At 43.8% G+C, this 11,989-nt stretch carries 12 protein-coding genes and 1 other RNA gene; 10 read left to right on the forward strand and 3 right to left on the reverse strand.

The window, feature by feature from the left end:
• Nucleotides 1-39: 39 nt before the first annotated feature.
• Nucleotides 40-819 carry an RNA polymerase sporulation sigma factor SigG gene (gene sigG, locus EYS05_RS12530; RefSeq protein ID WP_015524423.1) on the reverse strand — a complete coding sequence of 260 codons (780 nt, stop codon included), beginning with the start codon at nucleotides 817-819 and terminating at the stop codon, nucleotides 40-42.
• Between the two features lie 113 nt (nucleotides 820-932).
• Nucleotides 933-1,187, reverse strand: a complete 255-nt coding sequence (locus EYS05_RS12535; RefSeq protein WP_015524424.1) for a YlmC/YmxH family sporulation protein — start codon at nucleotides 1,185-1,187, stop codon at nucleotides 933-935.
• Between the two features lie 138 nt (nucleotides 1,188-1,325).
• On the opposite strand from EYS05_RS12535, the gene nrdR reads away from it, so the two are divergent.
• A complete protein-coding gene (gene nrdR / locus EYS05_RS12540; RefSeq protein ID WP_021976805.1) occupies nucleotides 1,326-1,775 on the forward strand; it encodes a transcriptional regulator NrdR in 450 nt (149 codons plus the stop codon).
• A 256-nt stretch (nucleotides 1,776-2,031) separates the two neighbouring features.
• Here the strand turns inward: nrdR and gdhA are convergent, their stop codons facing one another.
• Nucleotides 2,032-3,366 carry an NADP-specific glutamate dehydrogenase gene (gdhA, locus tag EYS05_RS12545; protein ID WP_021650707.1) on the reverse strand — a complete coding sequence of 445 codons (1,335 nt, stop codon included), beginning with the start codon at nucleotides 3,364-3,366 and terminating at the stop codon, nucleotides 2,032-2,034.
• Nucleotides 3,367-3,586: 220 nt separating this feature from the next.
• On the opposite strand from gdhA, the gene EYS05_RS12550 reads away from it, so the two are divergent.
• The 9 genes from EYS05_RS12550 to gltX all read left to right on the forward strand — a co-directional run bounded on the left by EYS05_RS12550 (nucleotide 3,587) and on the right by gltX (nucleotide 11,978).
• Entirely contained in the window at nucleotides 3,587-4,804 is a 1,218-nt protein-coding gene (locus tag EYS05_RS12550; protein ID WP_015524426.1) for an aminotransferase class I/II-fold pyridoxal phosphate-dependent enzyme, read from the forward strand.
• Nucleotides 4,805-5,051: 247 nt separating this feature from the next.
• Complete coding sequence (locus EYS05_RS12555) at nucleotides 5,052-6,413, forward strand: citrate/2-methylcitrate synthase (protein WP_015524427.1); 1,362 nt, start codon at nucleotides 5,052-5,054, stop codon at nucleotides 6,411-6,413.
• A 21-nt stretch (nucleotides 6,414-6,434) separates the two neighbouring features.
• The gene (locus EYS05_RS12560) at nucleotides 6,435-6,941 is read left to right on the forward strand and encodes a YqeG family HAD IIIA-type phosphatase (RefSeq protein WP_110103007.1); all 507 of its coding nucleotides are present in this window, start codon (nucleotides 6,435-6,437) and stop codon (nucleotides 6,939-6,941) included.
• A complete protein-coding gene (locus EYS05_RS12565; protein ID WP_015524429.1) occupies nucleotides 6,938-7,447 on the forward strand; it encodes a shikimate kinase in 510 nt (169 codons plus the stop codon). Before EYS05_RS12560 ends, EYS05_RS12565 begins: the two co-directional genes overlap by 4 nt.
• An 86-nt stretch (nucleotides 7,448-7,533) precedes the next feature.
• Nucleotides 7,534-8,091, forward strand: a complete 558-nt coding sequence (gene efp / locus EYS05_RS12570) for an elongation factor P (protein WP_015524430.1) — start codon at nucleotides 7,534-7,536, stop codon at nucleotides 8,089-8,091.
• A gap of 261 nt (nucleotides 8,092-8,352) precedes the next feature.
• Nucleotides 8,353-8,698, forward strand: a transfer-messenger RNA (tmRNA) gene (gene ssrA, locus EYS05_RS12575).
• 116 nt (nucleotides 8,699-8,814) lie between these two features.
• Nucleotides 8,815-9,975, forward strand: a complete 1,161-nt coding sequence (locus EYS05_RS12580; RefSeq protein ID WP_138277299.1) for an FtsW/RodA/SpoVE family cell cycle protein — start codon at nucleotides 8,815-8,817, stop codon at nucleotides 9,973-9,975.
• A 141-nt stretch (nucleotides 9,976-10,116) separates the two neighbouring features.
• Nucleotides 10,117-10,350, forward strand: a complete 234-nt coding sequence (gene acpP / locus EYS05_RS12585) for an acyl carrier protein (protein WP_015524431.1) — start codon at nucleotides 10,117-10,119, stop codon at nucleotides 10,348-10,350.
• Between the two features lie 173 nt (nucleotides 10,351-10,523).
• Nucleotides 10,524-11,978, forward strand: coding sequence for a glutamate--tRNA ligase (gene gltX / locus EYS05_RS12590; RefSeq protein WP_138277300.1), 1,455 nt, complete (start codon nucleotides 10,524-10,526; stop codon nucleotides 11,976-11,978).
• Nucleotides 11,979-11,989 lie beyond the last annotated feature (11 nt).

Below are 11,989 nucleotides of genomic sequence, written 5' to 3' on the forward strand. Positions count from 1 at the left end.
AGATATTCTGCTGCAGCTTTTTGTCTGAAGAGAGATGAATCAATTCCGGAGATAGTTTCGCATACTGCGAAGAGCATGTTTTTCCAGTCGGCTGACCTGAGCCTGGGAGATACCAATCTCATCAGCTACCTCCATTTGGGTTTTTCCCTCGTAGAAGCGGAGATCGATAATGTGACGTTCACGCTCTCCAAGCCGGTTCATGGCATCTCGAAGAGAAATATCCTCCACCCAGTTTTCTTCCAGGTTCTTTTTATCACTGATCTGATCCATAACATATAGGGTATCTCCGCCTTCGGAATACACGGGCTCAAAAAGGCTTACCGGGCTCTGGATCGCATCCATGGCATAGACGATCATTTCCTTGTCGATACCGATCTCATCAGCGATTTCTGCAATGGTAGGCTCTTTGAGATGCTGCCGCATATAGTTTTCCCGGGTATAGATGGTTTTGTAAGCGATATCCCGCAGAGAACGGCTGACCCGTATGCTGTTGTTATCACGGAGATATCTTCGGATCTCTCCGATGATCATGGGAACTGCATAGGTGGAAAATTTTACCTGAAGAGTGGTGTCGAAATTATCGATCGCTTTGATCAGGCCGATGCAGCCGATCTGAAAAAGGTCATCCGGATTTTCACTGCTGTTCTGAAAACGCCGGATCACGCTTAAAACAAGCCGCAGATTGCCTTTGATGTACAATTCCCTGGCTTCTTCATCGCCAGCTTTGATTCTTTTAAAGAGCTCCGCCTTTTCTTCCTGATCGAGAACGGGAAGGGTTGAGGTATTTACTCCGCAGATTTCAACTTTATTCAGTGCCATCTTAGAATCCTCCTTGTCTTGTCAGTACATTAAGATGATTCTCAGAGGGCGGTTGAAATATACTTTTTCAGGGAAAATATAAAAAATAAAGGGCCTTGACAATAAGGAGGTATTTATTCTCCGGACAGCAGTTTTTCATTACGGAAATCAACAAGGATGATATCTTCGCCGATCTGGCGGATGCAGTCCCATGGAATGGAATATTCATTTTCTTTGGAAAAACACCAGCAAAATTTTCCCGGTTCCGGCATGATCAGGGCTTTCAGACGTGCGGTTTCACAGCAGAATTCCACATCAAGAGGGCAGCCAAGACTGCGGCAGGTATGGATATTGATCACTTCTTTTTGTTTCAGCTCACAGATGCGCATAAATTCATCACCTGGTATGATTTTATGGAAAATCTGTAAAATTTATGCAAGTCCGATTATTGACACATTATGTGCATTTATTTTATAATAAAAACGAATTTAGTAATGATTTACTGATCCGGAAAGGGGGAGAGTTCCGTGAGATGTCCGTTCTGTAACCAGGATAATACAAGAGTTGTAGATTCCAGACCTGTAGAGGATACCAATTCCATCCGCCGCCGCCGTCTCTGTGATGCCTGCGGAAAGCGTTTTACAACTTATGAGAAGGTGGAAACGATTCCGCTGACTGTGATCAAGAAGGATCAGAACCGGGAAAGCTATAAACGTTCCAAGATCCAGGATGGTGTTCTTCGTGCCTGCTATAAGCGCCCCATTCCCATTGAGAGAGTGGAAGAGATGATCGATTCCATAGAAGGAGATATTTTCCGGTCAGAAGACCGTGAGATCAGCAGTACCAAGATCGGAGAGATCGTTATGGAGCATCTGAAGGATCTGGATGCGGTGGCGTATGTACGCTTTGCGTCTGTATACAGAGAGTTTAAAGATGTCAGTACCTTTATGGATGAGCTGAAGAAGCTGATCAATTAAGAGATTAAATGAATAGACCGCAAATGCAGGAGATTTCAGGCCGATTGTCAAAAGACAACCGGCCTTTTTTGAACGCAGATCGCGAAGCGACTGCGTTCATGAGCAAGTAGCGAAGCGGATTGCGAATGTCCGCTTTACACATGAATGTTTGATTTTTCAGAGATCGTAAAAGTGGATACAAAAAAACAGGAACCGCCTGGGAAAAATCCTCTGCGGTCCCTGCTATAAATATACATTAATGATTCAGGAAACTTAATTAAACAATACCCTGAGCTTTCATAGCGTCAACAACTTTTTCGAAGCCGGCGATGTTTGCACCTACAACATAGTTGTCTTCCATACCGTAACGTTTAGCAGCGTCATCAGCTTTGTGGAAGATATCGATCATGATGTGGTGGAGTTTCTCATCAACCTCTTCTCTTGTCCAGGAAAGTCTCATGGAGTTCTGGCTCATCTCAAGTGCAGATGTGGCAACACCGCCAGCGTTTGCGGCTTTACCAGGCATGAAGAGAACACCGTTCTCCTGAAGGTATGTTGTTGCATCAAGAGTAGTAGGCATGTTTGCACCTTCAACGACGTATTTGCAGCCATTTGCAACCAGTGTTTTAGCTCCGTCAAGACCAAGCTCGTTCTGAGTAGCGCATGGAAGGTAGATATCACATTTGATATTCCAGATGCCAAGTCCCTCAGTGTAGGTAGCACCCTCAACACGGTCTGCATATTCTTTGATACGTCCACGTTTTACTTCTTTGATATCCTTTACGACGTCAAGGTTGATTCCGTTCGGATCGTAGACATATCCGTTGGAGTCGTTCATTGCAACAACCTTGGCACCAAGCTGAGTAGCTTTCTCAACAGCGTAAATAGCTACATTACCGGAACCTGTTACAACGATTGTTTTTCCTTCTACAGAATCATTGTGAGCTTTGGCGATCTCGTTGAGCATGTATACAACACCGTAACCGGTAGCCTCTGTACGGATCAGGGAACCTCCGAAGGAAAGACCCTTTCCTGTAAGGACACCCTCATAAAGGCCACGGATTCTCTTATACTGTCCGAAGAGATAACCGATCTCACGTCCGCCGACACCGATGTCACCAGCCGGAACATCTGTATCTGCGCCGATATATTTGCAAAGCTCTGTCATAAAGCTCTGGCAGAATGCCATAACCTCTCTGTCAGATTTACCCTTAGGATCGAAGTTGGAGCCACCTTTTCCACCGCCGATCGGAAGGCCTGTAAGAGAGTTTTTAAAGGTCTGCTCAAAACCAAGGAATTTCAGGATACCCTGATTTACAGAAGGATGGAATCTTAAGCCGCCTTTGTATGGTCCGATGGCGCTGTTGAACTGAACACGATATCCCTTGTTAACCTGTACAGTTCCGTTATCATCGATCCACGGTACTTTGAAGGAGATGATCCTCTCTGGCTCTACAAGACGCTCAAGGATGGAAAGTTTACGATACTCTTCCTCATTTTTGTCAATTACGACTTTAAGGGAATCGAGAACTTCCTTAACTGCCTGATGGAATTCTGGCTCGCCAGGATTCTGTGCTACAACTCTTTCATAAACTTCTTCTGTGTAAGACATTGTTGTTTCCTCCTCATCACATATTAAATTGCGTTGAAAACTAAATTCGAGTGCTATTATACATTAACATGCTAAAAAAGGGAAGTGCTAAATTTGATTTTTTTAAATTTTTATTTCTTGCGTTGAAAGCCTAAATGTGAGATGATATAGAATAAATATTTTTTGACTATGAAATTAAAATGGTTAAATAATAGTGAAAATTAGAAGAGGAGTGGTTTTTATGAGAACATTCGGGAAATCATCAAAGCTTGACAACGTGCTGTACGATGTGCGCGGACCGGTTGTGGATGAGGCTGCCAGAATGGAAGAAGATGGAATGGAGATTCTGAAGCTGAATATTGGTAATCCGTATCCATTTGGGTTTTCAGCACCTCAGGAAGTGATCCTGGATATGCTGAGTAATGTTCGTACTTCCCAGGGATATTCCGATTCCAAGGGCATTTTTTCTGCAAGAAAAGCGATCATGCAGTATGCACAGCTTCGCGGGATCCCGGGAGTTACCATTAATGATATTTATACGGGAAATGGTGTCAGTGAACTGATCAACCTCTGTATGCAGGCGCTGCTTGATAACGGGGATGAGATCCTGATCCCGGCTCCGGATTATCCGCTGTGGACAGCTACTGCAACACTGGCAGGCGGAAATGTAGTTCATTATATCTGTGACGAACAGTCTGACTGGTATCCGGATATTGAGGATATCAAGAGCAAGATCACACCAAGGACCAAGGCGATCGTTATCATCAATCCCAATAACCCTACAGGTGCAGTATATCCGAAGGAGATCCTGGAACAGATTGCAGACATTGCAAGAGAAAATGAGCTGATCATCTTTTCTGATGAGATCTATGACCGTCTTGTTATGGATGGATATAAACATACATCGATTGCATCCCTTGCACCCGATGTGTTCTGTGTAACATTTTCAGGATTGTCCAAGTCTCATATGATCGCAGGTTTCCGCATCGGATGGATGATTTTAAGTGGTGCAAAAAGTAAGGCGAAGGGTTATATAGAGGGAATCAATATGCTCTCTTCCATGCGTCTCTGTTCAAATGTTCCGGCACAGTCCATTGTACAGACTGCACTTGGCGGATATCAGAGTGTCAATGAATATACGCAGCCGGGCGGACGTGTTTATGAGCAGAGAGACTTTATTTACAAGGCACTGAATGATATTCCGGGAATTTCCGTTGTAAAACCACATGCGGCATTTTATATATTCCCGAAGATCGATACTGAGAAATTCAATATTTTCAATGATGAACAGTTTGCTTTGGATTTTCTTCATGAGAAACAGGTGCTTGTTGTTCCGGGCAAGGGATTCAACTGGAACCAGCCGGATCACTTCCGTATTGTTTATCTGCCGGATATCCGCCAGCTTGACAAGGCAATGAAGAAGATGAAAGAGTTCTTTGCTACATATAAGCAGGGCTGATCGCAGATAGACAAGAAGAGATTTGCGATCCGCATTCGCTGCCTGCTCATAACCGATAAACTGTAAAGCAGGTATTCGGTTATATTTTCGGCATAGACCGGAACCGAAAAAAATGTTATAATATATCTGAAATATCCCGGCCAGCTACGCCGGGATATACAAATAAGACCAGAATTGCTTGAGAGGGGAATGAGGAGGGACCGTTATCGAACAGCAATAAAACAGAAATCGAAAGGGGAAATAACTGATGAGCAAATTCAACATGAAAGTGACACCTGAGATTGAGAAACTTACCCAGATCTGTCGTGAGAATGACAAACTGGATCTGTCTTTATATGGTAAATACGATGTCAAGCGAGGCTTGCGTGACCTGAATGGAAAGGGTGTCCTTGCAGGACTGACCCAGATCTCCAATGTCCAGGCAACGAAGATCGTGGACGGAAAAGAGGTTCCCTGCGCAGGTAAGCTTTCTTATCGCGGGTATGACATTAAGGATCTGACAAATGGTTTTATCAATGACCGGCGCTTCGGCTTTGAGGAAGTAACCTATCTGCTTCTTTTCGGAAAGCTTCCGGATCAGGAAGAACTGAATGGATTTTCCGGGATTCTTGCGAACCAGCGTATGCTTCCGCGGAATTTTGTAAGGGATGTCATTATGAAGGCACCATCCAGAGATATTATGAACGCTCTGTCAAGAAGCGTGCTGACACTTTATTCCTACGACAAAGACCCGGATAATATTGAACTGGAGAATGTGCTCCGTCAGTGTATCAACCTGATCAGTGTTTTCCCGCTGTTATCTGTTTATGCATATCAGGCCTATAACCACTATGAGAGAGGCGAGAGTCTTTATATCCATCAGCCTAAAAAGGAGCTTTCCACAGCTGAGAATATCCTGCGTCTGTTAAGACCGGATAAGAAGTATACGGCACTGGAGGCAGAGATCCTTGATATTGCTCTGATCCTTCATATGGAGCATGGCGGTGGTAATAACTCTACTTTTACTACACATGTGGTTTCCTCTTCCGGGACAGATACGTATTCTGCGATCGCGGCAGCACTAGGTTCTCTGAAAGGCCCGAAACACGGCGGTGCCAACATCAAAGTCGTAAAAATGTTTAACGATATGCGTAAACATGTACATGACTACAGTGATGAAGAGGAGATCAGTGCATACCTTAAGAAGCTTCTTCATAAAGAGGCCTTTGATAAACGTGGACTGATCTATGGTATGGGACATGCGATCTATTCTGTTTCAGATCCACGTGCAGAAGTCTTTAAAGGCTATGTGGAACAGCTTGCAAGAGAAAAGGGCAGAATGAAGGATTATCAGCTGTATGCTGCAGTAGAGCGTCTTGCACCAAAGGTTATCGCAGAGGAGCGTAAGATCTATAAGGGTGTCAGTGCCAATGTGGATTTTTACAGCGGATTTGTTTACAGCATGCTGGATCTGCCGCTGGAGCTTTACACACCGATGTTTGCTATTGCACGTATCGTAGGCTGGAGCGCACATCGTATGGAAGAGCTTATCAATGTGGATAAGATCATCCGTCCCGCATATAAGAATGTCCTTCCGGAAGCAGAGTATATTCCTCTTTGCGAGCGATAGGAAAGGACTGAGGTGGAATAGATGTTCAGATGCTTTTTTCCGGATGAATATCTGGATTCTGCGTATGGGATCGATTATGAGAAGCTTTACAGAGAAGGATACAGAGGGCTGCTCTTTGATATCGATAATACCATTGTTCCCCACGGGGCACCGGCAGATGACCGGGCAAAGAAACTGTTTGAAAAGCTGAGGGCTCTCGGGTTTCGATACTGTTTTGTATCCAATAACCAGAAACCTCGTGTGGAGCCCTTTGCCAAAGCAGTAGAGGGGGATTTTATAGAAAATGCCCATAAACCGGCTGTGAAAAATTATAAAAAAGCCTGCCAGGTGATCGGAATCGATCTTGACAGGACGATCTTTATAGGAGATCAGTTGTTTACGGATATTTATGGAGCAAAGAGAGCAGGGATCCGGACGATCCTTGTGAAACCGATTCATCCAAAAGAGGAGATCCAGATCGTACTGAAGCGATATCTGGAAAAAATAGTATTACATTTTTACCAAAAAGAGGAGGGAAAGAATTCATGAACCATATTGTAATCATCGGCTTTATGGGTTCAGGAAAGACACGAGTTGGAAAGAGACTGGCGAAGGACCTGGGGCTTCCGTTTATTGACGTGGACAGACTGATCGTGAAAAAAATGAACATGTCAGTAAAGGAGGTATTTGAACGCTTTGGAGAAGCATTTTACCGTGCGCTGGAGACTATGGCAGTCAAGGAACTGTCCACAGACAGCGAACGGAAGGTAATCTCTGTAAGTGCGGGATTGCCTCTTCAGGAGCAGAACCAGAAATATCTCCAGAGTATGGGAACGATCATCTATCTGAAGGGATCTGCTGCAACGTTGATCAAACGTCTGGAAGGAAGTAACAATCCCACATTGGAAGGAACTGAGAATAAAGAAGAGAAGATCAAGAAACTTCTGAAACAGAGAGATCCGGTTTATGAGAAGTTTGCGGACATTAAAGTTGTCACAGGAGTGAAGCCTTTTGATGAGCTGATCGCAGAAATTGAAGAAAAATTGAAGGCTTAAACAAAAAAACAGTTGAAAAATGGCAAAAGGTATTATAGAATAATCCATAGCGAAAAAGAACCGCATATATTAAGGAGGAAATATTTATGATTTCAGCAGGTGATTTCAAAAATGGTATCACACTTGAAATTGATGGAAACGTATGTCAGATCGTTGAATTCCAGCATGTAAAACCAGGAAAAGGCGCAGCCTTTGTAAGAACAAAATACAAGAACATTATCACAGGCTCTGTAGTAGAGAAATCCTTCCGTCCTACAGAGAAATTCCCGGCAGCACGTATTGAGCGTGTAGATATGCAGTATCTGTATCAGGATGGTGGTTTATACTACTTCATGAATACAGAGACATATGATCAGGTTGGTCTTACAGAGGAGCAGGTTGGCGATTCTCTGAAATTTGTTAAGGATAATGAGATGGTTAAGGTTTGCTCTCATAACGGAGAGGTATTCGCAATCGAGCCACCTCTTTTTGTAGAGCTTGAGGTTATTGAGACAGAGCCAGGATTCGCAGGAAATACAGCACAGGGTGCTACCAAACCGGCAACTGTTGAGACAGGTGCACAGGTTCAGGTTCCTCTGTTCGTAAACCAGGGCGACAAACTGAAGATCGATACAAGAACAGGTGAGTATCTCTCACGTGTATAATGCAGCAAAAAACCCGCGTAAGCGGGTTTTTTTGTGCCATAAAATTAAAAGATCATTTTGACAGTATTTAAAATACCAAAGTTTGAATGCATATTCCAGACTGTACAGGTAAGAAAAAACTGTACAGTCTGGACTTTTTTTGAAATATCCTTGACACGAAAAATCATTCTGGTATAATTAAACCCAGTCAAAAAACTGACTAAGAAGTTCGTCTGTCCACCAGAGGTGACCGGGAATGATCCGGTCACAGAAGTCTTTTAAGGGCTTGTACTGGTTTCGACGGGGGCTTTGAAGTTAGGGAAGCCATCCGCAGACTCCTGGACTGCGTACCAACCGGGAACTAAATATAAACGCAGACGAAAAGTTAGCGTTAGCAGCCTAAGCTGCTCGTCAGCCCCGTTGCACTCACACATCGGGAATCTGGCGTCGACCATGTGAGAAACCTTGCCGGGTAAGCTTTGCCCCGGTAGATGTATCATGAAGCTACTGAAGCAGTAAGCCTGTCGGTGGGCGTATTGCCGAGGGAATGTTAAATCAGCGACTGTGATGGGAGATGCCTTAAGGGATAGGCTTTCGGACAGGGGTTCGATTCCCCTCAGGTCCATTTATGGAACGTCCCGGAAAGACAGCATTTATGCGGCTTTCCGGGAATTTTTTTTACTTTCTTTATTACTCGTGGATATCAGGAAATTCTTCGCAGATACAGAAAGCGATGGTGATAGAATGAAAAAAACTCTGCTTAACAGAAAAAAGCAGAATAAGAAAGCTGATTATTATGATTATAATCTGGTAGCTGTTATTGTACTGCTGGTGTGCTTTGGACTGGTCATGCTTTACAGCACCAGTTCATATATGGCAGAAGTGAATTATGGCAACGATATGTTTTATTTTAAGAAACAGGCACTGATCAGTGCAGCATGTCTGATCGGAGCGTTATTTATTTCAAAAATACTGGATTATCATATCCTTCTTCCTTTTACAACTGCGTTGTATGTGGCTTCGCTGATCCTTATGGGACTTGTGCGGACTCCGCTGGGACATTCCTCTCATGGTGCTACCAGATGGCTGTATATCGGACCGATCAACTTCCAGCCTGCCGAGCTGGCAAAGATCGCAGTTATTATCATGATGGCTTACATGATCGGAAAAATGGGACGAAAGGTAAAGACTTTAAAGAGCTGTATGATCCTGGGACTTCCGGGAGCAGGACTTGCGCTTGCGGCTTATATACTTACAGATAATCTGAGTACAGCCATGATCATTCTGGGAATAACAGTTGGAATGGTGTTTGTGGCACATCCGGATATGCGTCCGTTTATTGCTGTGGCAGCGGCAGGAGTGATCCTTATTGTGATCGGAGTACTTTTTCTGGTTGCGACGACCAGGGACAGTGACAGCTTCCGTGTTATGCGAGTACTTGTATGGCTTCAGCCTGAGAAATATTCCGATGAAGGCGGTTATCAGACGCTGCAGGCATTGTATGCCATTGGCTCCGGAGGGCTTTTTGGCCGCGGGCTTGGAAATAGTATCCAGAAGCTTGGAAGTGTTCCGGAAGCACAAAATGATATGATCTTTTCCATTATCTGTGAGGAACTTGGAATTTTCGGAGGGATTTTTGTACTGGCCCTGTTCGGATATCTTTTGTACAGGTTGTTTTTTATTGCGCAGAATGCACCGGATCTGTTTGGCTCACTGATCGTTACCGGGATTTTTATACATATTGCGCTGCAGGTGATCCTGAACATTGCCGTTGTACTGAATCTGCTGCCCAATACAGGTGTTACCTTGCCCTTTATCAGTTACGGAGGAACGTCCATTGTGTTTCTGATGCTGGAGATGGCAATAGCTCTCAGCGTGGCCCGTCAGATAAAATTTCAAGAGTAAAATAGTTTTAAAATCAAAATATTTTTGCTCTGGAGCCATTTTTTGGGAAAATCCTCTTGACAACTGTTTTGGCAGACTATATACTTTGCTCAAAAAGAGGAAACAGATTCGATCTGTAATGATTAAAGGAGAGAATAAGACATGTTAGAAAAAATGAAAGAAATGCTTGCAGAGCAGTTAAATTGTGAGGCATCTACAATCACACCGGAGACATCTTTCAAGGATGATCTTGGTGCAGATTCTCTTGACCTGTTTGAACTGGTTATGGCTCTTGAGGATGAGTACAATGTTGAGATCCCGGCAGAGGAGCTTACAGATCTGAACACAGTTGGAGATGTGATTGATTATCTTAAGAACAAAGGCGTAGAAGCATAAACAGGAATTAATGATCCTCTGGGACGACAGTGTCTCAGGGGATTTTTCTGTATATATGAAGATATGGGAGCGGTATGGCAGGGGGTTCCGTCGGAAAACCTATGGACATTTTGAAGGATTTGGGTATATAATAGCACCTATAAAGAGAAACAACAAAAACGAGGAGAAAAGAAATGACAAAGATCAGAACAAGATTTGCACCGAGCCCTACAGGAAGAATGCATGTGGGTAATTTAAGAACAGCTCTTTATGCTTATTTGATCACAAAACATGAGGGCGGAGATTTTATCCTCCGTATTGAAGATACAGACCAGGAACGTTATGTGGAGGGAGCTGTAGATATCATCTACCGTACTCTTGAGAAAACAGGACTTCTCCATGATGAGGGACCGGACAAGGATGGCGGATTTGGCCCGTATGTACAGAGCGAGCGTCAGGCAACAGGCATGTATCTGAAATATGCCAAACAGCTTATTGAGCAGGGAGATGCATATTACTGCTTCTGCGGCAAGGAAGAGCTGGAAAGCATGAAACGTACTGTTGCGGGTAAGGAAATCTCTATTTATGACAAGAGATGTCTCCATCTTTCCAAGGAAGAGGTTCAGCGCCGTCTGGATGCAGGTGAGCCGCATGTTATCCGCTTTAATATGCCAACAGAGGGAACCACTACATTCCATGATGTTATTTACGGAGATATCACCGTTAACAATGAGGAGATGGAGGATCTGATCCTGATCAAATCTGACGGTTATCCGACCTACAACTTTGCAAATGTAATTGATGATCACCTTATGGGAATCACGCATGTTGTAAGAGGTAACGAATACCTTTCCTCTTCACCGAAGTATAATCGTATTTATGAGGCATTCGGATGGGAAATCCCGACCTATGTTCACTGTCCGCTGATCACAGACGAGACACATCAGAAGCTTTCCAAGAGATGTGGACATTCTTCCTATGAAGATCTGATCGATCAGGGATTTGTGACAGAGGCAGTGATCAACTATGTTGCACTCCTTGGATGGAGTCCGGCAGACAACCGTGAGATCTTTTCTCTTCCGGAGCTTGTGGAGGTATTTGATTATCATCATATCAACAAATCACCGGCAGTTTTTGACATTGCCAAGCTGAAATGGATGAATGGTGAGTATATCAAGAAGATGGATCCGGAGGCATTCTATGAGAGAGCACTTCCGTATCTGAAAGAAGTTCTGAAAAAAGACTTTGATCTTAAGAAGATCGCAGGAATGGTTCAGAGCAGAATTGAAGTATTCCCGGATATTCCGGAGCTTGTAGATTTCTTTGAGGCAGTTCCGGAGTATGACAGTGCGATGTACCGCCACAAAAAGATGAAAACAACAGAGGAGACTTCTCTTGCAGTTCTCAAGGAAGTGCTTCCGGTACTGGAAGCACAGGAGGATTATACCAATGATCCGCTGTATGCATCTTTAAGCGCTTTTGTAAAGGAGCACGGATATAAGAATGGTTATGTTATGTGGCCGCTTCGTACAGCAGTATCCGGCAAGCAGATGACACCGGCCGGTGCAACAGAGATCATGGAGATCATTGGCAAGGAAGAGACACTGAAACGTGTACATGCAGCAATCGAAAAGCTTGAAAATAAATAAGAGTGTGATCG

The sequence above is a fragment of the Blautia sp. SC05B48 genome, from assembly GCF_005848555.1.
GTDB lineage: Bacteria > Bacillota > Clostridia > Lachnospirales > Lachnospiraceae > Blautia_A.

What these genes read in the sequence shown, in the direction of transcription:
- EYS05_RS12555 (WP_015524427.1), top strand. Translation starts at nt 5,052, where the DNA reads ATGAGCAAATTCAACATGAAAGTGACACCTGAGATTGAGAAACTTACC.
- efp (WP_015524430.1), top strand. Translation starts at nt 7,534, where the DNA reads ATGATTTCAGCAGGTGATTTCAAAAATGGTATCACACTTGAAATTGAT.
- sigG (WP_015524423.1), bottom strand. Translation starts at nt 819, where the DNA reads ATGGCACTGAATAAAGTTGAAATCTGCGGAGTAAATACCTCAACCCTT.
- EYS05_RS12565 (WP_015524429.1), top strand. Translation starts at nt 6,938, where the DNA reads ATGAACCATATTGTAATCATCGGCTTTATGGGTTCAGGAAAGACACGA.
- EYS05_RS12550 (WP_015524426.1), top strand. Translation starts at nt 3,587, where the DNA reads ATGAGAACATTCGGGAAATCATCAAAGCTTGACAACGTGCTGTACGAT.
- acpP (WP_015524431.1), top strand. Translation starts at nt 10,117, where the DNA reads ATGTTAGAAAAAATGAAAGAAATGCTTGCAGAGCAGTTAAATTGTGAG.
- EYS05_RS12535 (WP_015524424.1), bottom strand. Translation starts at nt 1,187, where the DNA reads ATGCGCATCTGTGAGCTGAAACAAAAAGAAGTGATCAATATCCATACC.
- gltX (WP_138277300.1), top strand. Translation starts at nt 10,524, where the DNA reads ATGACAAAGATCAGAACAAGATTTGCACCGAGCCCTACAGGAAGAATG.
- EYS05_RS12560 (WP_110103007.1), top strand. Translation starts at nt 6,435, where the DNA reads ATGTTCAGATGCTTTTTTCCGGATGAATATCTGGATTCTGCGTATGGG.
- EYS05_RS12580 (WP_138277299.1), top strand. Translation starts at nt 8,815, where the DNA reads ATGAAAAAAACTCTGCTTAACAGAAAAAAGCAGAATAAGAAAGCTGAT.
- gdhA (WP_021650707.1), bottom strand. Translation starts at nt 3,366, where the DNA reads ATGTCTTACACAGAAGAAGTTTATGAAAGAGTTGTAGCACAGAATCCT.